The sequence below is a fragment of the Streptacidiphilus sp. MAP12-33 genome, assembly GCF_041261265.1.
Lineage (GTDB): Bacteria > Actinomycetota > Actinomycetes > Streptomycetales > Streptomycetaceae > Streptacidiphilus.
The window spans coordinates 108,361-128,920 of record NZ_JBGCCA010000018.1 but is presented as its reverse complement, the minus strand read 5'-3'; the positions used below and the strand labels follow the sequence as shown (position 1 = coordinate 128,920).

The window sequence follows — 20,560 nt, the reverse complement described above, 5'->3', positions numbered from 1 at the left end:
GTTACTTACCACTCTTTCCGACCTTGCGGCGGATGACCTCGCCCGCGTACTTGACGCCCTTGGCCTTGTACGGGTCGGGCTTGCGCAGCTTGCGGATCTTCGCGGCGACCTCGCCGACCTTCTGCTTGTCGATGCCGTCCACGTGGAACTTGGTCGGCGACTCGACCACGAAGGAGATGCCCTCCGGGGCCGGGACCAGGATCGGGTGGCTGTAGCCGAGCTGGAACTCCATGTCGGAGCCCTTCGCCGCGACACGGTAACCAACACCGCTGATCTCGAGCGACTTGCGGTATCCCGCGGTCACGCCGGTGATCATGTTCGCCACCAGCGTGCGGGTCAGGCCGTGCAGGGCCTTCGACATGCGCTCGTCGTTCGGGCGGGAGACGACAACGGTGCCGTCCTCAGCCTTCTCGATCTCGATCGGCGCGGCGACGGCGTGGGTGAGGGAGCCCTTGGGGCCCTTCACCGAGACCGTGCGGCCATCGATGGTGACGTCCACGCCGGCGGGAACCGGGATGGGCAGCCGTCCAATGCGAGACATTGCTGTACCTCCGTTTCCCTTAGTTACCAGACGTAGGCGAGGACTTCCCCACCCACGCCCTTCTTGGCAGCCTGCTGGCCGGTGAGCAGACCCTGCGACGTGGAGATGATCGCCACGCCCAGGCCGCCGAGCACCTTCGGCATAGCGGTGGACTTGGTGTAGACCCGCAGACCCGGCTTCGAGATCCGCTTGATGCCCGCGATCGAGCGCTCACGGTTCGGGCCGAACTTCAGGTCGATGGTCAGCTTCTTGCCGACCTCGCCCTCGCTCGGGTCCTCGACCTTCCAGGAGGTGATGTAACCCTCCTGCTTGAGGATCTCAGCGATGTGAGTCTTGATCTTCGAGTGGGGCATCACGACGGAGTCGTGGTAGGCCGAGTTCGCGTTTCGCAGACGCGTCAGCATGTCTGCGATCGGGTCGGTCATGGTCATGATGGCCTGTGGCCTCTCTCACCGTGGTTTCCGCGCGCCTCGTTTGCAGAAGGGGCACGGGACCTGCGGTGTAGTAAGAAATTCGGGGCAGCGCGGGCCCCGACCTCCAAAGGTTACAGGAGGCCGGGAGCCCGGCTGTTCCGAGGTTGCTTACCTCAGGGCTTCTGGAGGATTACCAGGAGCTCTTGGTCACGCCCGGCAGCTCGCCGCGGTGCGCCATCTCACGAAGGCAGACACGGCAGAGGCCGAACTTGCGGTACACGGAGTGCGGACGGCCGCAGCGCTGGCACCGGGTGTAACCCCGGACGCCGAACTTCGGCTTACGCTCCGCCTTGGCGATCAGCGCCTTCTTCGCCATGGGTCAGCTCTCCTTGAAGGGGAAGCCGAGAGCCCGCAGCAGCGCCCGGCCCTCGTCGTCGGTCTGGGCGGTGGTCACCACGGTGATGTCCATACCACGCGGACGGTCGACCTTGTCCTGGTCGATCTCGTGGAACATGACCTGCTCGGTCAGACCGAACGTGTAGTTGCCCTTGCCGTCGAACTGCTTCGGCGAGAGACCACGGAAGTCGCGGATACGCGGCAGCGCCAGCGACACCAGGCGGTCCAGGAACTCCCACATGCGGTCACCACGAAGGGTGACGTGGGCGCCGATCGGCTGACCCTCACGCAGCTTGAACTGCGCGATGCTCTTGCGAGCCTTGGTCACGGTCGGCTTCTGGCCGGTGATCGCGGTGAGGTCCTTGACCGCACCGTCGATCAGCTTCGAGTCGCGGGCGGCGTCGCCCACACCCATGTTGACCACGACCTTGACCAGGCCGGGGATCAGCATGACGTTCTCGTAAGCGAACTGCTCGTGCAGCTGACCCTTGATCTCGGAGCGGTAGCGCTCCTTGAGACGGGGGCTGACCTTCTCAATCGAGGTGTCGGTCATCAGATGTCCTCACCGGTGCGCTTGGCAACGCGGATCTTGTTGCCCTGCTCGTCGAATCGGTAGCCGACGCGGGTGACGACCTTCTTGCCGTCCTTCTCCACAACGAGCTGAACGTTGCTCACGTGGATCGGGGCCTCGACGGTCACGATGCCGCCGGCCTGGGAGCCGTTGGCGGTGGGCGTGGCCTTGGTGTGCTTCTTGACCCGGTTGACACCCTCGACCAGGACCTTGGACGTCGTCGGGAAGGCCTGAATGACCTTGCCCTGCTTGCCCTTGTCCTTGCCGGTGATGACCTGGACCAGGTCACCCTTCTTGATCTTCATGCTGTTAGCCATTGGTTAGAGCACCTCCGGCGCGAGCGAGATGATCTTCATGAACTTCTTCTCACGCAGCTCACGGCCCACCGGGCCGAAGATGCGGGTACCACGGGGGTCACCGTCGGTGTTCTTGAGGATGACGGCGGCGTTCTCGTCGAACCGGATGTAGGAACCGTCGGGACGACGGCGCTCCTTCACGGTCCGGACGATGACGGCCTTGACCACGTCGCCCTTCTTCACATTGCCACCGGGGATCGCGTCCTTGACGGTCGCCACGATGACGTCGCCGATGCCCGCGTAGCGCCGGCCGGAGCCACCGAGAACGCGGATGCAAAGGATTTCCTTTGCGCCCGTGTTGTCGGCGACACGCAGTCGCGACTCCTGCTGGATCACGTCTTTCTCCTGATCGTCAACGATCGGGACCGGGTCCGCCGCTGCTCACCCGAGCACTCCCCCGCCTCTTTCGAGGCAGGGAGTCCCGGGCACATACGGCGGCACCCAATCGCGTTCGTTACTTGGCCTTCTCGAGGATCTCGACGACGCGCCAGCGCTTCGTCGCGGAAGTGGGACGCGTCTCCATGAGGAGAACGCGGTCACCGATGCCGCAGGCGTTGGCCTCGTCGTGCGCCTTCAGCTTGTTGGTACGGCGGATGACCTTGCCGTACAGCGCGTGCTTGACGCGGTCCTCGACGGCGACGACGACGGTCTTGTCCATCTTGTCGCTGACGACGAGACCCTCACGGGTCTTGCGGAAACCGCGCGTCTCGTTGGTGTTGTCAGTCATCAGGCGTCCTTCACCGTGTCGATGCCCAGCTCGCGCTCGCGCATCAGGGTGTAGATCCGCGCGATGTCCTTCTTGACGAGCTTGAGCCGCCCGTGGTTGTCGAGCTGCCCGGTCGCCGCCTGGAAGCGGAGGTTGAACAGCTCCTCCTTGCGCTCACGCAGCTGCGCAACGAGACCCTCGTTGTCCAGCTCACGGAGCTCAGCAGCCTTGGTGCCGGCCATCAGCTCTCACCTGCCTCGCGCCGGACGATCCGGCACTTCATCGGGAGCTTGTGAGCCGCACGCGTCAGCGCCTCACGAGCCATCTTCTCGTTCGGGTAGGACAGCTCGAACATGACCCGACCCGGGTGCACGTTGGCGATCCACCACTCCGGCGAACCCTTACCGGAACCCATGCGGGTCTCGGCAGGCTTCTTCGTCAGCGGACGGTCCGGGTAGATGTTGATCCACACCTTGCCGCCACGCTTGATGTGACGCGTGATGGAGATACGAGCGGACTCGATCTGCCGGTTCGTCACATACGCCGGGGTGACGGCCTGCAGGCCCCACTCGCCGAACGTAACCTCGGTACCGCCCTTGGCCGCACCACGACGCTTGGGGTGGTGCTGCTTGCGGTGCTTGACCCTGCGAGGGATCAGCATGGTCAGGCCTCCGTAGTGGTCTCAGCCGCAGCCGGAGCGTCGGTCGCCGCGGGAGCGGCGGCCTCGGCGTTCTGCTGCGGACGGCGGCCACGGCCGCCGGCGGGACGGTCGCCGCCCCGACGGGGGCGCTCGCCCGGGCCACCCGCGCGCGGCGGACGGTTCCCGGCCTTGGCAGCGGCGTTGTCGGCGCGGACCTCGGCGATGTTCTTGACATCACCCTTGTAGATCCAGACCTTGACACCGATGCGACCGAAGGTGGTCTTGGCCTCGAAGAAGCCGTAGTCCACGTTGGCGCGGAGCGTGTGCAGCGGCACACGACCCTCACGGTAGAACTCGCTGCGGGACATCTCAGCGCCGCCCAGACGACCGGAGCACTGGACCTTGATGCCCTTGGCGCCGGACTTCATCGTGCCCTGCATGCTCTTACGCATGGCGCGACGGAAGGAGACGCGGGAGGACAGCTGCTCCGCGACGCCCTGAGCCACGAGCTGGGCGTCCAGCTCGGGGTTCTTGACCTCGAGGATGTTCAGCTGGACCTGCTTGCCGGTCAGCTTCTCGAGGTCGCCGCGGATGCGGTCGGCCTCGGTGCCGCGACGGCCGATGACGATGCCCGGACGGGCGGTGTGGATGTCCACCCGCACGCGGTCACGGGTGCGCTCGATCTCAACCTTCGAGATGCCGGCGCGCTCCATGCCGGACGTCATCATCCGACGGATGGCGACGTCTTCCTTGACGTAGTCCTTGTACAGCTTGTCGGCGTACCACCGGGACTTGAAGTCCGTGGTGATGCCGAGACGGAACCCGTGCGGGTTAACCTTCTGGCCCATTACCGGGTCCCTTCCTTCGACGCGACGACCACGGTGATGTGGCTCGTCCGCTTGCGGATCCGGTACGCGCGGCCCTGGGCCCGCGGACGGAAACGCTTGAGGGTCGGGCCCTCGTCGACGTAGGCCTCGGAGATGTAGAGGCTGTCGACGTCGTTGTGGTTGTAGTTGTGCGCGGCGTTCGCAACGGCGCTGTTGAGCACCTTGAGAACGGGCACAGACGCGGCCTGCGGAGCGAATCGCAGGACCGCCTGGGCCTCCGTGGCACTCATGCCACGGACAAGGTCCACCACGCGGCGGGCCTTCATGGGCGTTACGCGGATGTACCGCGCCGCTGCCCTGGCTTCCATGGTTGTCCCCTTGATGGTGATTGTCATCGTGTCTTCGCTTCGCAGGTCAGCGACGCTTGGACTTGCGGTCGTCCTTGACGTGACCCTTGAACGTGCGGGTCGGCGCGAACTCGCCGAGCTTGTGGCCGACCATCGACTCGGTGACGAACACCGGGATGTGCTTGCGGCCGTCGTGCACCGCGAGGGTGTGCCCCAGCATCGCCGGAACGATCATGGAGCGACGGGACCAGGTCTTGATGACGTTCTGGGTACCGGCCTCGTTCTGACTGTCCACCTTCTTCATGAGGTGGTCGTCGACGAAGGGCCCCTTCTTGAGACTGCGCGGCATCGAGACTGCTCCTAGCGCTTCTTGTTCGTCTTGCGGCGGCGGACGATCATCTTGTCGCTAGCCTTCTTCAGCTTGCGAGTACGACCCTCCTTCTGACCCCACGGCGAAACCGGGTGGCGACCACCGGAGGTCTTACCCTCACCACCACCGTGCGGGTGGTCGATCGGGTTCATGGCGACACCACGCACGGTCGGGCGGACGCCCTTCCAGCGCATACGGCCGGCCTTGCCCCAGTTGATGTTGGACTGCTCGGCGTTGCCGACCTCGCCAACGGTCGCGCGGCAGCGCGCGTCGACGAGGCGGACCTCGCCCGACGGCATGCGCAGGTGGGCGTAGACGCCCTCCTTCGCCAGCAGCTGCACCGAGGAGCCCGCGGAGCGGGCGATCTTCGCACCGCCACCGGGACGGAGCTCGATGGCGTGGATGACCGTACCGACCGGGATGTTCCGGATCGGGAGGTTGTTGCCCGGCTTGATGTCGGCGCCGGGGCCGTTCTCAACCCGGTCGCCCTGGCCGAGCTTGGCCGGAGCGATGATGTAGCGCTTCTCGCCGTCTGCGTAGTGCAGCAGCGCGATGCGCGCGGTGCGGTTCGGGTCGTACTCGATGTGCGCGACCTTGGCCGGGACGCCGTCCTTGTCGTGACGACGGAAGTCGATAACACGGTACGCACGCTTGTGACCGCCACCCTGGTGGCGGGTCGTGATACGACCGGTGTTGTTGCGACCGCCCTTGCTGTGCAGCGGGCGGACCAGCGACTTCTCCGGCTCGGACCGCGTGATCTCGACAAAGTCGGCAACGCTGGAGCCGCGACGGCCCGGCGTTGTCGGCTTGTACTTGCGGATGCCCATGGCTTCTTCTGTCCTTAACCGTTACGGGATTCCCCTGGCGCCTCAGGCGGCCGGGGCGTTCCCGAAGATGTCGATGCTGCCCTCTGCCAGCGTCACGATGGCGCGCTTGGTGTCCTTGCGCTTGCCGAAACCGGTGCGGGAGCGCTTGCGCTTGCCCTTGCGGTTGATCGTGTTGACGTCGGCGACCTTGACCGAGAACACGGCCTCGACGGCCTGCTTGATCTGGGTCTTGTTGGCGTCCGGCGACACGATGAACGTGTACTTGGACTCGTCGAGGAGCGCGTAGCTCTTCTCCGAGATGACCGGCTTGATCAGGACGTCACGGGGGTCCGTGAACGTCTTGCTCGTGATCTCGCTCATCAGGCGGCGCTCCCATCGAGCTCGCCCTCAGCGGCGACAGCCTTGGCGGACGCGACCGGACCGGCCACGAAACGCTCGAAGGCGGCCTGAGTGAAGACCACGTCGTCGGAGACGAGCACGTCGTAGGTGTTCAGCTGACCGGCGTCCAGGACGTGCACGGTCGGCAGGTTGCGGGCGCTCAGGAGCGTCAGCTCGTCATCGCGCTCGACGACCAGCAGGACGTTCTTGCGCTCGCTGATCTTGCCGAACAGCGTGCGCGCCGACTTGGTGGACGGCGCCTCGGTCGCGGTCACGCCGGTGACGACGTGGATGCGGTTGTGGCGGGCCCGGTCGGTGAGGGCGCCACGCAGAGCGGCGGCCTTCATCTTCTTGGGGGTCCGCTGCGAGTAGTCACGCGGCACGGGACCGTGCACGACGCCACCACCGGCGAACTGCGGCGCACGGGTCGAACCCTGACGGGCGCGGCCGGTGCCCTTCTGGCGGTACGGCTTCTTGCCGCCACCACGGACCTCGCCACGACGCTTGGTCTTGTGCGTGCCCTGACGAGCCGCGGCGAGCTGAGCGACGACGACCTGGTGCAGCAGCGGAACGCTGACGCGCGCGTCGAAGATCTCAGCCGGCAGCTCGACGGTGCCGACGGTCTCACCCGCGGGGGAGAGAACGTTGATGGAGCTCATTGCTTCAGGCCCCCTTCGCCGCAGTGCGGACCAGGATGAGGCCGCCGTTCGGACCGGGGATTGCGCCCTTGATGAGCAGCAGACCCTTCTCCGCGTCAACGGCGTGGATGGTGAGGTTCTGCGTGGTGACACGCTCGTGGCCCATGCGACCGGCCATCTTCATACCCTTGAAGACGCGACCGGGGGTGGCGCAGCCACCGATGGAACCGGGCGAGCGGTGCTTGCGCTGCACGCCGTGACCGGCGCCGAGGCCCTTGAAGTTGTGACGCTTCATGACACCGGCGAAGCCCTTGCCCTTGCTGGTACCGGTCACGTCGACCTTGATACCGGCCTCGAACACCTCAGCGGTGATCTCCTGGCCCAGGGTGTACTCGGACGCGTCGCTGGTGCGGAGCTCGACCAGGTGGCGGCGCGGGGTCACGCCGGCCTTGGCGAAGTGACCCGCGAGGGGCTTGTTCACCTTGCGCGGGTCGATGTCGCCGAAGCCGATCTGCACGGCGTCGTAGCCGGTGCCATCAGCGGTGTGGACCTGGGTCACGACGTTCGGGCCGGCCTTGACGACGGTCACCGGGACGATGCGGTTGTTCTCGTCCCAGACCTGCGTCATGCCGAGCTTCTCGCCCAGGATGCCCTTGATCTGCTTAGCCATTCTCAGCTCACGCCCCTCAGAGCTTGATCTCGATGTCGACACCGGCCGGCAGGTCGAGTCGCATCAGAGAGTCAACGGTCTTGGGCGTCGGGTCGAGAATGTCGATCAGGCGCTTGTGCGTGCGCATCTCGAAGTGCTCGCGCGAGTCCTTGTACTTGTGCGGCGAGCGGATGACGCAGTACACGTTCTTCTCAGTGGGCAGCGGCACCGGGCCCGCGACCTGCGCACCAGTACGCGTCACCGTCTCGACGATCTTCTTCGCCGAGGAGTCGATGACCTCGTGGTCGTAGGCCTTGAGCCGGATGCGGATCTTCTGTCCCGCCATGGCTACTCGTAGTCCTTCTTGTCGTCTGTTGCCTCTGCACCGAGCTTCTCCGGATGGAGTCATTCGGGGTGCTCCGCCGACCCACGCGGTCGGGCGTGTCGCCATCTTGCTAAAGGGCGAGCCCTGCGCATATGAAGGCTTGGCGGAAACACCGGATCGACGCCTTTGACTACGCTTCCCGAAAGATTCCCGTACTTTCACGCCGCAGCTGCCGCGTCTCGTCCAGGCGTGCTGGATCACAGACAAACGGCCATCACGGGCACGACGAGTACTGTGGGACTCGCTTTCGGTCCTCCGGCCTTTCGGACGGGAGGCGCGCAACATCGGCGCTCAACCGAGCAACTTGACTAGTGTGCCATACCGGACAGGGTGGACGCCAATCAAGCCCGACGGGGGCAAACAAAAAGCCCCCACCAGCAAGCTGGTGGGGGCTTCCTGACGCTAAGTCAGTGAATCATCAATTACTTGATGATCTTGGTGACCTGGCCGGCGCCGACCGTACGACCACCCTCACGGATGGCGAACTTCAGGCCCTCCTCCATGGCGATCGGCTGGATCAGCGCGACCGTCATGCCGGTGTTGTCGCCCGGCATGACCATCTCGGTGCCCTCGGGGAGGGTCACGACGCCGGTCACGTCCGTGGTACGGAAGTAGAACTGCGGGCGGTAGTTGTTGAAGAACGGGGTGTGACGGCCACCCTCGTCCTTCGACAGGATGTAGGCCTGGGCCTCGAAGTCGGTGTGCGGCGTGACCGTACCCGGCTTGATGATGACCTGGCCGCGCTCGACGTCCTCGCGCTTGATGCCACGGAGCAGCAGACCGACGTTCTCACCGGCCTGGCCCTCGTCGAGCAGCTTGCGGAACATCTCGATGCCCGTGACCGTGGTGGTGGTCTTGGTGGTCTTGATGCCGATGATGTCGACGGTCTCGTTGACCTTGAGGACACCACGCTCGATACGACCGGTGACGACGGTGCCACGACCGGTGATCGTGAAGACGTCCTCGATCGGCATCAGGAACGGCTTGTCGACGTCGCGGTCCGGGGTCGGGATGGCCTCGTCGACGGCGTGCATCAGGCCGAGGAGCTTCTCGCCCCACTCCTTGTCGCCCTCCAGCGCCTTCAGCGCGGAGACGCGGACGACCGGGAGGTCGTCGCCCGGGAACTCGTACTCGGAGAGCAGCTCGCGGACCTCGAGCTCGACGAGCTCCAGGATCTCCTCGTCGTCCACCATGTCGGCCTTGTTCAGGGCGACAACGATGTAGGGGACGCCGACCTGGCGGGCCAGGAGGACGTGCTCCTTGGTCTGCGGCATCGGGCCGTCGGTGGCGGCCACGACCAGGATCGCGCCGTCCATCTGGGCGGCACCGGTGATCATGTTCTTGATGTAGTCCGCGTGACCCGGGCAGTCGACGTGGGCGTAGTGACGCGCCTCGGTCTGGTACTCGACGTGCGCGATGGAGATGGTGATACCGCGCTGACGCTCCTCCGGCGCCTTGTCGATCTGGTCGAACGGCGTGAAGGGGTTGATGTCCGGGTACGCGTCGTGCAGCACCTTGGTGATCGCGGCAGTCAGGGTCGTCTTGCCGTGGTCGATGTGACCGATGGTGCCGATGTTGACGTGCGGCTTGACTCGCTCGAACTTGGCCTTAGCCACTTTGGGGTCCTCCTGAGGACAGTTTCTGTACGCCGTTCGACGTCAGGTGGTCTGTGGGGTGTGGGGCCGGAGGAGCCCGGGGACCACGTGAGTCACGTGGACCCCAGGACCACCTCCGTACAGCCTATGCGAGGTTTCGCACCGGGTTCCCCCGGTATGCGAGGTACTTACTCGCCCTTGGCCTTCGCCACGATCTCTTCCGCCACGTTCTTGGGAACCTCGGCGTACGAGTCGAACTGCATGGAGTAGCTGGCGCGGCCCGAGGTCTTGCTGCGCAGGTCACCGACGTAGCCGAACATCTCGGACAGCGGGACGAGCGCCTTGACGACGCGGGCGCCGGAACGCTCGTCCATGGCCTGGATCTGGCCACGGCGAGAGTTGATGTCGCCGATCACGTCGCCCATGTAGTCCTCGGGCGTGGTGACCTCGACGGCCATCATCGGCTCGAGCAGCACGGGGGACGCCTTGCGAGCACCCTCCTTGAACGCCATCGAACCGGCGATCTTGAACGCGAGCTCGGAGGAGTCGACGTCGTGCGAGGCACCGTCGAGCAGCGTCACGCGGACACCCTGGAGCGGGTAGCCGGCGAGGATGCCGAACTCCATGGCCTCCTGCGCACCGGCGTCGACCGAGGGGATGTACTCACGAGGCACGCGACCACCGGTGACGGCGTTCACGAACTCGTAGCCCTCGCCGGACTCCAGCGGCTCGATCGCGATCTGGACCTTGGCGAACTGACCGGAGCCACCCGTCTGCTTCTTGTGGGTGTAGTCAATGCGCTCGACGGCCTTGCGGATCGTCTCGCGGTAGGCCACCTGCGGCTTGCCGACGTTGGCCTCGACCTTGAACTCACGCTTCATACGGTCGACCAGCACCTCGAGGTGCAGCTCGCCCATACCCGCGATGATGGTCTGGCCGGTCTCCTCGTCCGTGTTGACCTGGAAGGAGGGGTCCTCCTCCGCGAGACGCTGGATGGCGATACCCAGCTTCTCCTGGTCACCCTTGGACTTGGGCTCGATGGCGACGCGGATGACCGGGGCCGGGAAGTCCATGGACTCCAGGATGACCGGGTTCTTGTCGTCGCTCAGCGTCTCACCGGTGGTGGTCTGCTTGAGGCCCATGACGGCGACGATGTCGCCGGCGCCCACCGCGTCGATCTCCTCACGCTTGTTCGCGTGCATGCGGTAGATCTTGCCGATGCGCTCCTTGCGGCCCTTCACCGAGTTGAGGACGGCGGTGCCGGCCTCGAGACGCCCGGAGTACACGCGGACGAAGGTGAGCTTGCCCAGGTGCGGGTCAGACATGATCTTGAACGCCAGAGCCGACAGCGGCTCCTCGTCCGACGCGTGCCGGATGACCTCGACCGACTCGTCGCCCGGCTTGTGGCCGACGATGGACTCGATGTCCAGCGGCGACGGCAGGTACTTCACGACGGCGTCGAGCAGGGGCTGGACGCCCTTGTTCTTGAACGCGGTGCCGCAGAAGACCGGGGTGAAGCTGGAGGCCAGGGTGCCACGACGGATACCCGCGATGAGCTCCTCCTCGGTGGGCTCCTGGCCCTCGAGGAACATCTCCATCAGCTGGTCGTCGCCCTCCGCGGAGGTCTCGAGCAGCTTGGCCCGGTACTCCTCGGCGAGCTCGGTGTGCGAGGCCGGGATGTCGACGGTGTCGTACATCTCGCCCTTGGTCGCCTCGGCGGACCAGACCAGAGCCTTCATCTTCACCAGGTCGACGACACCGGTGAAGTCGGACTCGGCACCGATCGGCAGCTGCATGACCAGCGGGGTGGCGCCCAGGCGGTCGACGATGGAGTCGACACAGCGGAAGAACTCCGCGCCGGTACGGTCCAGCTTGTTCACGAAGCAGATGCGCGGGACGCCGTAACGGTCGGCCTGACGCCACACCGTCTCGGACTGCGGCTCGACACCGGCGACACCGTCGAACACCGTCACGGCGCCGTCGAGCACGCGGAGCGAACGCTCCACCTCGACGGTGAAGTCGACGTGACCCGGGGTGTCGATGATGTTGATGGTGTTGTCGACGCCGTCGACGGTCCAGTGACAGGTCGTCGCGGCCGACGTGATCGTGATGCCGCGCTCCTGCTCCTGCTCCATCCAGTCCATCGTGGCAGCGCCGTCGTGGACCTCACCGATCTTGTAAGACACACCGGTGTAGAACAGGATGCGCTCAGTCGTGGTGGTCTTGCCCGCGTCGATGTGGGCCATGATCCCGATGTTGCGGGTCCTGGCCAGGTCAAGGGAGGTTGCAGCCATGGTGGCCAGTCTCTCTCTTTCTTGGTTCTGACGGGGTTCGGACTACCAGCGGTAGTGCGCGAAGGCCTTGTTGGACTCGGCCATCTTGTGGGTGTCCTCGCGACGCTTCACGGAGGCGCCCAGACCGTTGCTGGCGTCCAGGATCTCGTTGAGCAGACGCTCGGTCATGGTCTTCTCACGACGAGCGCGGGAGTAACCGACCAGCCAGCGCAGGGCCAGCGTGTTGGCGCGACCCGGCTTGACCTCGATCGGGACCTGGTAGGTCGCACCGCCGACGCGGCGGGACTTGACCTCGAGAGTCGGCTTGACGTTCTCCAGGGCGCGCTTGAGCGCGACCACCGGGTCGTTGCCGGTCTTCTCGCGGACGCCCTCGAGGGCGCCGTACACGATGCGCTCAGCCGTGGAGCGCTTGCCGTGCAGGAGGATCTTGTTGACGAGCTGGGTCACCACAGGGGAGCCGTAAACCGGGTCGATGATGACCGGGCGCTTCGGGGCAGGGCCCTTACGAGGCATTTTTTACTTCTCCTTCTTGGCGCCGTAGCGGCTGCGGGCCTGCTTGCGGTTCTTGACACCCTGGGTGTCAAGGGAGCCGCGGATGATCTTGTAACGCACACCCGGCAGGTCCTTCACACGACCGCCACGCACGAGCACGATGGAGTGCTCCTGCAGGTTGTGACCCTCACCCGGAATGTAAGCGGTGACCTCGATCCCGCTGGTGAGGCGCACACGGGCGACCTTACGGAGAGCCGAGTTCGGCTTCTTCGGGGTGGTCGTGTACACACGCGTGCAGACGCCGCGACGCTGGGGCGAACCCTTCAGTGCGGGCGTCTTGTTCTTCTCGACCTTGTCCTGCCGGCCCTTTCGGACCAGCTGCTGGATCGTAGGCACCGTATCTCCGATTCTCTGTGCCAAGGCTGGTGAAACTAACCTGGTGCGTCTCACCGACTCCCGACCCACGCGGTCGGGTGTGTCGGACGTCTTGCACAGATCCCGGGCTGGCGAAGCTCGAGTGTGTGGAAGCGCGGTATCCCGTGGCGCGGCGGCCGATATGCACGCACGCGCGAGAGACCGGGGGACACCCCAGGCACAAGGTCAGAGCGTACCTAGCGCAAGGGCCCCGGTCAAAACAAATGGATGTGGACGCAACCGCCCACTGTCAAGTCGGCGGGCCAGTCACCCGCCCGACACCCGCCCGACAGACAGACCCTAGCCCCGGGTGGCGGCCAGAAGGAAGAAGAATCCCCACAGCAGCGTGCCCAGGCTGCCGAGGATGATGCCGGCGGTGGCCATGCCGTCGCCCTCCTCGTCGCGGACCTTCAACTGGCCCTTGGCGACGATCCCGCAGATCAGCGCCGGCACACCGGTCACCCCGAAGCTGAAGACCTGCCCGAGGCCCAGCAGCAGCGACGCGAGGGCCGGTCCGTTGGTCCGGCGCCGCACCGGCGGCCAGGCCGGAGGCGCGTAGCCGTAGGGCGGGATCGGCGCGCTGGCCATGCCCATCGGCCCGAGCGGCGCGCGCGGCGGCGCGGCGAAGGCCACGGGCGGGGGCGGCAGCATCGGCGTGGGCATCGGGCCCACCGGCAGGTCCTGCACCAGCATCTGGAGCTGCCCGTAGGTCTGCGCGTGCTGCGCGCGCTCACTGCGGTCGTGGTACTCGTCCGTGGTCAGGCGCCCCTCGGCGAAGGCGGCCTTGAGCACGTCCACGGTCCGTTCCCGGTCCGCCTGCGCCGCGCGCATCGCGGACTGCGGCAGGGGCCAAGGGCCCCCCGGCTGCATCATCGACACTGCGACCTCCCCGCTCGCCTGCTCTCCTCATAGTGCAAGACGAACGGGGATCCCGCATGGTTCAGGACGAAGTCTCGACCCGCTCCGCGTAGCGCTTGCGCAGTTCCTCCCAGTGACGGTCCAACAGCGTCGGTGCCACCTGGGTGTCGTACTCGCTCGCCAGGTACGCGCTGAGCTGCTGGGGGTCCGGCTCCTGGCCGTAGGCGTCCATGAAGGAGCTGAGCGCCTCGAAGTACAGGTCCAGCTGCGGCTCCCCGTCGCGCGGCGGCGCGAACCAGGCCTCCGGGCCCGGCGGCGGGTACGGGGGCTGCTGGTTCGGCAGCCAGCCGATCCCGCGGGTGTTCGGGTCGCTCGGGCTCTCCTCCCCCTCCACGGCCTCCGGCTGGGGGGTGAGGTCCGGAACGTTGAGCAGGCGACGGTGACGGTTGCGCACCATCGTCGTGAGGGTGTCGACGACGAGCGGATCGACCGGCGCCGGCTGCTGCTGCGGTTGCGGCTGAACGGGTGATGCGACCGGCTGCGGCACCTCCTGCACCGGTTGCTGCGCGGCTTGCTGTGCTGCTTGCTGCACCGGTTGCTGCGCGGCTTGCTGCGCCGGCTGTCGCGCCGGCTGCTGCACTGCCGGTTGCGCGGTTCGGTGCGTCGGCTGCCGCATCGGCTCCGGATGCGGGAGCGGCGCCTCCAGCGCGGGAGCCGCGAACGGGCCGAGCTCCTCCTGGAAGTCCCGGTGACCGCGGAACACCTCCAGGTCGAGCGGGACGCCGTAGCGGGCCAGCTTCAGCGGCAACAGCAGCTCCAGCGGGGCCCGGTAGCGCCAGGCGCGCCCGTACTGGGCGCGCAGCCGCGCCCGGTAGACCAGGCGGTTCTGCTCCAGCCGGATGGTCTCGTCGTAGGAGCGCAGCTCCCACAGCTTCATCCGGCGCCAGAGCCGGAAGGTCGGGATCGGCGAGAGGATCCAGCGCAGCAGCCGGACCGACTCCATGTAGCGGTCCGCGGTGATGTCCGCGATCCTGCCGACCGCGTGCCGCGCGGCCTCGACCACGACGATGAAGAGCAGCGGGATGATCGCGTGCATGCCCATCGCCAGCGGGTCGCCGACGGAGGAGGCCGCGTTGAAGACGATCGTCCCGACCGTCAGCAGCCAGGCGGCCTGGCGCAGCAGCGGGAACGGGATCCGCAGCCAGGTCAGCACCAGGTCGAGCGCGAGCAGCACCGCGATGCCGACGTCGACGCCGATCGGGAACACGTACGCGAAGAGCCCGAACCCCTTGCGGGTGGCGAGCAGGCGGACGGCGGAGTAGGAGCCTGCGAAACCGATACCGGCGATGATGAACGCGCCGGCGCCCACGATGCCGATGAGTCGGCGGTGGGCCTTGGTTATCACGGGGCGGTCGGCCATGGGGCGTGCTCGCTTCGTGCTTCGGGGGTCGCTGGGGGCCTGGAGCGGGACACAGCTTGCCATACGGCTGTGTCGGACACGTGAGCGAGTTGGGTGCGAACCGCGTGCGGGGCCCCCTGTGCATGAATCGTGATCTTCGAGGACCGTGGTCGGCCTTGAGACACTGGAGGCATGAGCACGGATACGGGCACGCGCGAGCTGGTCGCGAAGGCCCTCCAGGAGACCCGCTACGCACCGCCGCGACAGGCCGAGCGCACCGTCGAGGACTGGGCCTCCCGGCTGGCCGCCGAGGCTCCGCGAGGGGCCCGGATCGACCGTGAACTCCTGCGCCAGGGCGAGGAGTTGCTCGGCGTGCTGTGGACCCGCGGCCACTGGCGTCCGGCCGATCTGGTCAGGCTCACCCGCCGGCAGTTGCGCCCCGCGCACGTCACGCTCGCCGTCGACCTGATCGCCGCCGAGGCCCGCCGCTACTCCCCCGCCGCGCTCGACCACCGCTGGACCGAGCAGTTGCGCGAACTCGACGCGGCGAGCCCGCGCTGGGCCGACGACGACGCCTGGCTCGACCAGGCCTCCGGGCGGCTGCGCCTGGATCGGTTCGCCGCGCTGATCCACCTGCTGGAGCTGCTGCGCCTGTGGGGCACGGCCCCGGCGCTCACACCGGTCGGCCCGGCGCCCGGCGTCGGCGCCGCGCCCCTGACCGCACCGGTCGCGGGCGAGCCCAAGCAGCTGGCGCGCATCCGCGCACTGCTGGCCAAGGCGGAGGCGACGACCTTCGCCGAGGAGGCGGAGGCGTTCACCGCCAAGGCCCAGGAGCTGATGGCCCGCCACAGCATCGATGACGCCCTGCTGGCCGCGCGCAACGGGAACCGCACCCTGCCGGGCGCGGTCCGCATCGGCATCGACAACCCCTACGAGTCGGCGAAGGCACTGCTGCTGGACGCGGTCGCGGCCGCGAACCGCGCCCAGTCGGTCTGGGACAAACAGAACGGCTTCTGCACCGTCGTCGGCTTCGACGCGGACCTGGACGCGGTGGAGCTGCTCTTCACCTCCCTGCTGGTGCAGGGCGTCACCGCGATGAACAGCGGGTCGGTCCAGCAGGGCGGCCGCAGCAAGGCGTTCCGCCAGTCCTTCCTGGTCGCCTACGCCAGCCGCATCCGTGAGCGCCTCACCGCGGCCACGGCGCAGGCGGTGGCGGAGACGACGGGCGCGGCCTCGGCCGGGGACCTCCTCCCCGTCCTGGCGGCCCGCCAGGCGGCCGTGGAGACCCACACCTCGACGCTCTTCCCGAGCCTCAGGAAGGGCCGCGCCATCCGCGTCTCCGACCCCGACGGCTGGGAACAGGGCCGCGCCGCCGCCGACCGGGCCCAGTTGCACGGCCAGGGGCGCCTGCCGCGCTGAACGGAGAAGCCGAACAGAAGCCGAACAGAAGCCGGACAGAAAAGCCGCAGGGCGGCTGCGAACCCCTTTCGGGAACGCAGCCGCCCTGCGGCTTTGGAGCAACCTCAGCCCGTGTACGGGCCGTAGTCGTAGTCGTCCAGCGGGACGGCCTGGCCGGAGCCGGCGCCGAAGGGCGAGTAGTCCATGTCGTCGTAGCCGACGGCGGAGTACATCGCGGCCTTCGCCTCCTCCGTGGGCTCCACCCGGATGTTGCGGTAGCGGGGCAGACCCGTACCGGCCGGGATGAGCTTACCGAGGATGACGTTCTCCTTGAGGCCCAGCAGCGGGTCGGACTTGGCGTGGATCGCCGCGTCCGTCAGGACCCTGGTCGTCTCCTGGAAGGAGGCGGCCGACAGCCAGGACTCGGTGGCCAGCGAGGCCTTGGTGATACCCATCAGCTGCGGACGGCCGGAGGCGGGGTGACCGCCCTCGGAGACCACACGACGGTTCTCGACCTCGAAGCGGCCGCGCTCGACGAGCTCGCCCGGGAGCAGCTCGGCGTCGCCCGACTCGATGATCGTCACGCGGCGCAGCATCTGCCGGATGATGATCTCGATGTGCTTGTCGTGGATCGACACACCCTGGGAGTTGTAGACCTTCTGGACTTCCTCCACCAGGTGCACCTGCACCGCGCGCTGACCCATGATGCGCAGCACGTCGTGCGGGTTCACGGTACCGGCGGTGATCTTCTCGCCGACGCCGATCCAGGAACCCTCCTCGACCAGCAGCTTGACGCGCTTGGAGACCGGGTAGGCGATCTCGTCGCTGCCGTCGTCCGGCGTGATGACGACCTTGCGGGTCTTCTCGGTGTCCTCGATGCGGATGCGGCCGGCCGCCTCCGCGATCGGGGCCACACCACGCGGGTTACGGGCCTCGAAGAGCTCGACGACACGCGGCAGACCCTGGGTGATGTCGTCACCGGCCACACCACCGGTGTGGAAGGTACGCATCGTCAGCTGGGTGCCGGGCTCACCGATGGACTGGGCGGCGATGATGCCGACCGCCTCACCGATGTCGACCAGCTTGCCGGTGGCCAGCGAGCGGCCGTAGCACATGGCGCAGGTGCCGACGGCGGACTCACAGGTCAGGATCGAGCGGATCTTGACCTCGGAGACGCCGTGGCGGACCACCTCGTCGATCATGACGTCGCCCAGGTCCACGCCCGCGGGGGCGATGACCTGACCATCGATCACGATGTCCTCGGACAGCGTGCGGGCGTAGACCGACGTCTCGACGTTGTCGACCTTGCGCAGCGAGCCGTCGGCCGCCACCGTCGCGATCGGCAGCTTGAGACCGCGCTCCGTCTGGCAGTCCTCCTCGCGAATGATGACGTCCTGGGAGACGTCGACCAGACGACGGGTGAGGTAGCCGGAGTCGGCGGTACGCAGGGCGGTGTCGGCCAGACCCTTACGGGCACCGTGGGTGGAGATGAAGTACTCCAGCACGGACAGACCCTCACGGAACGACGCCTTGATGGGGCGGGCGATCGTCTCGTTCTTGGCGTTGGACACCAGACCACGCATACCGGCGATCTGACGCATCTGCATCATGTTTCCACGAGCACCCGAGTCGACCATCATGAAGATGGGGTTCGTCTTCGGGAAGTTCGCGTTCATCGCCTCGGCGACCTCGTTGGTCGCCTTGGTCCAGATCGCGACGAGCTCCTGCTGGCGCTCGTCACGGGTGATCAGACCGCGCTCGTACTGCTTCTGGACCTTCTCGGCCTGAGCCTCGTAGCCCTCGAGGATCTGCGGCTTGCTCGGCGGCACGACGACGTCCGAGATGGACACCGTGACGCCGGAGCGGGTGGCCCAGTGGAAACCGGCCGCCTTGAGGTTGTCCAGGGTCGCCGCGACGGTGACCTTGGGGTAGCGCTCGGCCAGGTCGTTGACGATCGCCGAGAGCTGCTTCTTGCCGACCTCGTAGTCGACGAACGGGTAGTCCTCGGGCAGCAGCTCGTTGAAGAGCGCGCGGCCCAGGGTCGTCCGCAGACGCAGCTGCTCGCCCTCGACCCACGTGGACTTGCCGTCCTCGTCGACCGGCGGGGTCCAGCCGCGCGGCGGAACCGTGCCGGCGGGCAGACGCAGGTCGATCGGGGCCTGCAGGTCCAGCTCCTTGGCGTCGAAGGCCATGACGGCCTCCGGGGTCGCGCCGAAGGCACGGCCGACGCCCTTGAGCGTGTCCAGCTCGCGGTCGCTGGTCAGGAAGAACAGACCCAGGACCATGTCCTGCGTCGGCATCGTGACCGGGCGGCCGTCGGCCGGCTTGAGGATGTTGTTCGAGGACAGCATCAGGATGCGGGCCTCGGCCTGCGCCTCCGCGGAGAGCGGCAGGTGGACGGCCATCTGGTCACCGTCGAAGTCCGCGTTGAACGCGGTGCAGACGAGCGGGTGGATCTGGATGGCCTTGCCCTCGACCAGCTGCGGCTCGAAGGCCTGGATGCCGAGGCGGTGCAGCGTGGGCGCACGGTTCAGCAGAACCGGGTGCTCGGCGATGACCTCTTCGAGCACGTCCCACACGACCGGGCGGGCACGCTCGACCATGCGCTTGGCCGACTTGATGTTCTGCGCGTGGTTCAGGTCCACCAGGCGCTTCATCACGAACGGCTTGAAGAGCTCCAGCGCCATGGCCTTCGGCAGACCGCACTGGTGCAGCTTGAGCTGCGGGCCGACGACGATGACCGAACGGGCCGAGTAGTCGACGCGCTTGCCGAGCAGGTTCTGACGGAAACGACCCTGCTTGCCCTTGAGCATGTCGCTCAGGGACTTCAGCGGGCGGTTGCCCGGACCGGTGACCGGACGGCCACGACGGCCGTTGTCGAACAGCGAGTCCACGGCCTCCTGGAGCATGCGCTTCTCGTTGTTCACGATGATCTCGGGCGCGCCGAGGTCGAGAAGCCGCTTCAGGCGGTTGTTGCGGTTGATGACGCGGCGGTACAGGTCGTTCAGGTCGGAGGTGGCGAAGCGGCCACCGTCCAGCTGCACCATCGGACGCAGGTCCGGCGGGATGACCGGGACGCAGTCCAGGACCATGCCGGCCGGCTTGTTGTTGGTCTGCAGGAACGCGGAGACGACCTTGAGACGCTTCAGGGCGCGGGTCTTCTTCTGGCCCTTGCCCGTCTTGATGATCTCGCGGAGCTTCTCGGCCTCCTCCTCCAGGTCGAAGGACTCCAGGCGACGCTGAAGCGCCTGGGCGCCCATCGAGCCCGAGAAGTAGGTGCCGAAGCGGTCGCGCAGCTCGCGGTAGAGCAGCTCGTCGCCCTCGAGGTCCTGGACCTTGAGGGACTTGAAGCGCGCCCACACCTCGTCGAGGCGGTCCAGCTCACGCTGGTTGCGGTCGCGCAGCTGCTTCATCTCGCGCTCGGCACCCTCGCGCACCTTGCGGCGAACGTCGGCCTTGGCGCCCTCGTTCTCCAGCTCGGCGAGGTCGGCCTCGAGCTTCTTGGCGCGGTTCTCCAGGTCGGAGTCGCGGCGCTGCTCGATCTGCTGGCGCTCGACCGAGACGTGCGCCTCCAGGGAGGGCAGGTCACGGGTGCGGCGCTCGTCGTCCACCCACGTGATCATGTAGGCGGCGAAGTAGATGACCTTCTCGAGGTCCTTGGGGGCAAGGTCCAGGAGGTAGCCGAGGCGCGACGGGACGCCCTTGAAGTACCAGATGTGCGTGACAGGGGCGGCCAGCTCGATGTGGCCCATCCGCTCACGACGCACCTTGGCGCGAGTGACCTCGACGCCGCAGCGCTCGCAGATGATGCCCTTGAAGCGGACACGCTTGTACTTACCGCAGTAGCACTCCCAGTCCCGGGTGGGGCCGAAGATCTTCTCGCAGAAGAGCCCGTCCTTTTCCGGCTTGAGGGTGCGGTAGTTGATGGTCTCGGGCTTCTTGACCTCGCCGTGCGACCACTGACGGATGTCGTCAGCGGTGGCCAGGCCGATTCGCAGCTCATCGAAGAAGTTGACGTCGAGCACTCTCGTCAATCCCTTTCGTCACCCCAGGAACAGGGTGGGGG

25 protein-coding genes are annotated in these 20,560 nt (G+C 67.0%); 1 reads left to right on the top strand and 24 read right to left on the bottom strand.

Annotation, left to right across the window (positions count from 1 at the left end; genetic code table 11):
* Position 1: 1 nt before the first annotated feature.
* The 23 genes from rplF to ABH931_RS19285 all read right to left on the bottom strand — a co-directional run bounded on the left by rplF (position 2) and on the right by ABH931_RS19285 (position 15,117).
* Positions 2-541 (bottom strand): 50S ribosomal protein L6, encoded by a 540-nt coding sequence (rplF, locus tag ABH931_RS19395; RefSeq protein ID WP_370114877.1) that lies wholly within the window; start codon positions 539-541, stop codon positions 2-4.
* Between the two features lie 23 nt (positions 542-564).
* Positions 565-972 carry a 30S ribosomal protein S8 gene (gene rpsH / locus ABH931_RS19390; RefSeq protein ID WP_042387004.1) on the bottom strand — a complete coding sequence of 136 codons (408 nt, stop codon included), beginning with the start codon at positions 970-972 and terminating at the stop codon, positions 565-567.
* A gap of 172 nt (positions 973-1,144) precedes the next feature.
* Complete coding sequence (locus tag ABH931_RS19385; protein WP_037575347.1) at positions 1,145-1,330, bottom strand: type Z 30S ribosomal protein S14; 186 nt, start codon at positions 1,328-1,330, stop codon at positions 1,145-1,147.
* Positions 1,331-1,333: 3 nt separating this feature from the next.
* Positions 1,334-1,903 (bottom strand): 50S ribosomal protein L5, encoded by a 570-nt coding sequence (gene rplE / locus ABH931_RS19380; RefSeq protein WP_370114874.1) that lies wholly within the window; start codon positions 1,901-1,903, stop codon positions 1,334-1,336.
* Positions 1,903-2,226: a 50S ribosomal protein L24 gene (rplX, locus tag ABH931_RS19375; protein ID WP_196193609.1), complete on the bottom strand. Its 324-nt coding sequence runs from the start codon at positions 2,224-2,226 to the stop codon at positions 1,903-1,905. Before rplX ends, rplE begins: the two co-directional genes overlap by 1 nt.
* A 15-nt stretch (positions 2,227-2,241) precedes the next feature.
* On the bottom strand, positions 2,242-2,613 hold the full coding sequence (gene rplN, locus ABH931_RS19370; protein WP_042451761.1) for a 50S ribosomal protein L14: 372 nt from the start codon (positions 2,611-2,613) through the stop codon (positions 2,242-2,244).
* 118 nt (positions 2,614-2,731) lie between these two features.
* Positions 2,732-3,004 (bottom strand): 30S ribosomal protein S17, encoded by a 273-nt coding sequence (gene rpsQ, locus ABH931_RS19365; protein WP_042451758.1) that lies wholly within the window; start codon positions 3,002-3,004, stop codon positions 2,732-2,734.
* Complete coding sequence (rpmC, locus tag ABH931_RS19360; RefSeq protein ID WP_042367671.1) at positions 3,004-3,228, bottom strand: 50S ribosomal protein L29; 225 nt, start codon at positions 3,226-3,228, stop codon at positions 3,004-3,006. Before rpmC ends, rpsQ begins: the two co-directional genes overlap by 1 nt.
* On the bottom strand, positions 3,225-3,644 hold the full coding sequence (gene rplP / locus ABH931_RS19355; RefSeq protein ID WP_042367673.1) for a 50S ribosomal protein L16: 420 nt from the start codon (positions 3,642-3,644) through the stop codon (positions 3,225-3,227). The genes rpmC and rplP overlap by 4 nt, the downstream gene beginning before the upstream one ends.
* A 2-nt stretch (positions 3,645-3,646) precedes the next feature.
* Positions 3,647-4,471, bottom strand: a complete 825-nt coding sequence (rpsC, locus tag ABH931_RS19350) for a 30S ribosomal protein S3 (protein WP_370114871.1) — start codon at positions 4,469-4,471, stop codon at positions 3,647-3,649.
* Entirely contained in the window at positions 4,471-4,818 is a 348-nt protein-coding gene (gene rplV, locus ABH931_RS19345; RefSeq protein ID WP_042451909.1) for a 50S ribosomal protein L22, read from the bottom strand. The genes rpsC and rplV overlap by 1 nt, the downstream gene beginning before the upstream one ends.
* A gap of 46 nt (positions 4,819-4,864) precedes the next feature.
* Positions 4,865-5,146: a 30S ribosomal protein S19 gene (rpsS, locus tag ABH931_RS19340; protein ID WP_042367679.1), complete on the bottom strand. Its 282-nt coding sequence runs from the start codon at positions 5,144-5,146 to the stop codon at positions 4,865-4,867.
* Between the two features lie 11 nt (positions 5,147-5,157).
* Entirely contained in the window at positions 5,158-5,994 is an 837-nt protein-coding gene (gene rplB, locus ABH931_RS19335; RefSeq protein WP_370114869.1) for a 50S ribosomal protein L2, read from the bottom strand.
* Between the two features lie 42 nt (positions 5,995-6,036).
* Entirely contained in the window at positions 6,037-6,354 is a 318-nt protein-coding gene (gene rplW, locus ABH931_RS19330; protein ID WP_042451749.1) for a 50S ribosomal protein L23, read from the bottom strand.
* Positions 6,354-7,031, bottom strand: coding sequence for a 50S ribosomal protein L4 (rplD, locus tag ABH931_RS19325; RefSeq protein WP_370114867.1), 678 nt, complete (start codon positions 7,029-7,031; stop codon positions 6,354-6,356). The genes rplW and rplD overlap by 1 nt, the downstream gene beginning before the upstream one ends.
* A gap of 4 nt (positions 7,032-7,035) precedes the next feature.
* Positions 7,036-7,680, bottom strand: a complete 645-nt coding sequence (gene rplC / locus ABH931_RS19320; RefSeq protein ID WP_370114865.1) for a 50S ribosomal protein L3 — start codon at positions 7,678-7,680, stop codon at positions 7,036-7,038.
* Between the two features lie 16 nt (positions 7,681-7,696).
* Positions 7,697-8,005 carry a 30S ribosomal protein S10 gene (rpsJ, locus tag ABH931_RS19315; RefSeq protein WP_020549238.1) on the bottom strand — a complete coding sequence of 103 codons (309 nt, stop codon included), beginning with the start codon at positions 8,003-8,005 and terminating at the stop codon, positions 7,697-7,699.
* A 461-nt stretch (positions 8,006-8,466) separates the two neighbouring features.
* Positions 8,467-9,660: an elongation factor Tu gene (tuf, locus tag ABH931_RS19310; RefSeq protein ID WP_370114863.1), complete on the bottom strand. Its 1,194-nt coding sequence runs from the start codon at positions 9,658-9,660 to the stop codon at positions 8,467-8,469.
* Between the two features lie 167 nt (positions 9,661-9,827).
* Positions 9,828-11,933 (bottom strand): elongation factor G, encoded by a 2,106-nt coding sequence (fusA, locus tag ABH931_RS19305; protein ID WP_370114861.1) that lies wholly within the window; start codon positions 11,931-11,933, stop codon positions 9,828-9,830.
* A gap of 42 nt (positions 11,934-11,975) precedes the next feature.
* A complete protein-coding gene (rpsG, locus tag ABH931_RS19300; RefSeq protein WP_042451736.1) occupies positions 11,976-12,446 on the bottom strand; it encodes a 30S ribosomal protein S7 in 471 nt (156 codons plus the stop codon).
* 3 nt (positions 12,447-12,449) lie between these two features.
* Positions 12,450-12,821 (bottom strand): 30S ribosomal protein S12, encoded by a 372-nt coding sequence (gene rpsL, locus ABH931_RS19295; RefSeq protein ID WP_014144289.1) that lies wholly within the window; start codon positions 12,819-12,821, stop codon positions 12,450-12,452.
* A 318-nt stretch (positions 12,822-13,139) separates the two neighbouring features.
* Entirely contained in the window at positions 13,140-13,712 is a 573-nt protein-coding gene (locus ABH931_RS19290) for a DUF1707 and DUF4190 domain-containing protein (RefSeq protein WP_370114920.1), read from the bottom strand.
* A gap of 67 nt (positions 13,713-13,779) precedes the next feature.
* The gene (locus ABH931_RS19285) at positions 13,780-15,117 is read right to left on the bottom strand and encodes a DUF2637 domain-containing protein (RefSeq protein WP_370114859.1); all 1,338 of its coding nucleotides are present in this window, start codon (positions 15,115-15,117) and stop codon (positions 13,780-13,782) included.
* Positions 15,118-15,288: 171 nt separating this feature from the next.
* Between ABH931_RS19285 and ABH931_RS19280 the strand changes: the two genes are divergently transcribed.
* Positions 15,289-16,515, top strand: a complete 1,227-nt coding sequence (locus ABH931_RS19280) for a DUF2786 domain-containing protein (protein ID WP_370114858.1) — start codon at positions 15,289-15,291, stop codon at positions 16,513-16,515.
* Between the two features lie 104 nt (positions 16,516-16,619).
* Here ABH931_RS19280 and ABH931_RS19275 read toward each other — a convergent pair whose 3' ends face one another.
* Positions 16,620-20,519, bottom strand: a complete 3,900-nt coding sequence (locus ABH931_RS19275; protein ID WP_370114856.1) for a DNA-directed RNA polymerase subunit beta' — start codon at positions 20,517-20,519, stop codon at positions 16,620-16,622.
* Positions 20,520-20,560: the final 41 nt, after the last annotated feature.

Excerpts from the sequence above, each read along its gene's own strand:
- rplF (WP_370114877.1), bottom strand. The coding sequence starts at position 541 with ATGTCTCGCATTGGACGGCTGCCCATCCCGGTTCCCGCCGGCGTGGAC.
- rpsH (WP_042387004.1), bottom strand. The coding sequence starts at position 972 with ATGACCATGACCGACCCGATCGCAGACATGCTGACGCGTCTGCGAAAC.
- ABH931_RS19385 (WP_037575347.1), bottom strand. The coding sequence starts at position 1,330 with ATGGCGAAGAAGGCGCTGATCGCCAAGGCGGAGCGTAAGCCGAAGTTC.
- rplE (WP_370114874.1), bottom strand. The coding sequence starts at position 1,903 with ATGACCGACACCTCGATTGAGAAGGTCAGCCCCCGTCTCAAGGAGCGC.
- rplX (WP_196193609.1), bottom strand. The coding sequence starts at position 2,226 with ATGAAGATCAAGAAGGGTGACCTGGTCCAGGTCATCACCGGCAAGGAC.
- rpsQ (WP_042451758.1), bottom strand. The coding sequence starts at position 3,004 with ATGACTGACAACACCAACGAGACGCGCGGTTTCCGCAAGACCCGTGAG.
- rplP (WP_042367673.1), bottom strand. The coding sequence starts at position 3,644 with ATGCTGATCCCTCGCAGGGTCAAGCACCGCAAGCAGCACCACCCCAAG.
- rpsC (WP_370114871.1), bottom strand. The coding sequence starts at position 4,471 with ATGGGCCAGAAGGTTAACCCGCACGGGTTCCGTCTCGGCATCACCACG.
- rplV (WP_042451909.1), bottom strand. The coding sequence starts at position 4,818 with ATGGAAGCCAGGGCAGCGGCGCGGTACATCCGCGTAACGCCCATGAAG.
- rpsS (WP_042367679.1), bottom strand. The coding sequence starts at position 5,146 with ATGCCGCGCAGTCTCAAGAAGGGGCCCTTCGTCGACGACCACCTCATG.
- rplB (WP_370114869.1), bottom strand. The coding sequence starts at position 5,994 with ATGGGCATCCGCAAGTACAAGCCGACAACGCCGGGCCGTCGCGGCTCC.
- rplW (WP_042451749.1), bottom strand. The coding sequence starts at position 6,354 with ATGAGCGAGATCACGAGCAAGACGTTCACGGACCCCCGTGACGTCCTG.
- rplD (WP_370114867.1), bottom strand. The coding sequence starts at position 7,031 with ATGAGCTCCATCAACGTTCTCTCCCCCGCGGGTGAGACCGTCGGCACC.
- rplC (WP_370114865.1), bottom strand. The coding sequence starts at position 7,680 with ATGGCTAAGCAGATCAAGGGCATCCTGGGCGAGAAGCTCGGCATGACG.
- rpsJ (WP_020549238.1), bottom strand. The coding sequence starts at position 8,005 with ATGGCGGGACAGAAGATCCGCATCCGGCTCAAGGCCTACGACCACGAG.
- fusA (WP_370114861.1), bottom strand. The coding sequence starts at position 11,933 with ATGGCTGCAACCTCCCTTGACCTGGCCAGGACCCGCAACATCGGGATC.
- rpsG (WP_042451736.1), bottom strand. The coding sequence starts at position 12,446 with ATGCCTCGTAAGGGCCCTGCCCCGAAGCGCCCGGTCATCATCGACCCG.
- ABH931_RS19290 (WP_370114920.1), bottom strand. The coding sequence starts at position 13,712 with ATGATGCAGCCGGGGGGCCCTTGGCCCCTGCCGCAGTCCGCGATGCGC.
- ABH931_RS19285 (WP_370114859.1), bottom strand. The coding sequence starts at position 15,117 with ATGGCCGACCGCCCCGTGATAACCAAGGCCCACCGCCGACTCATCGGC.
- ABH931_RS19280 (WP_370114858.1), top strand. The coding sequence starts at position 15,289 with ATGAGCACGGATACGGGCACGCGCGAGCTGGTCGCGAAGGCCCTCCAG.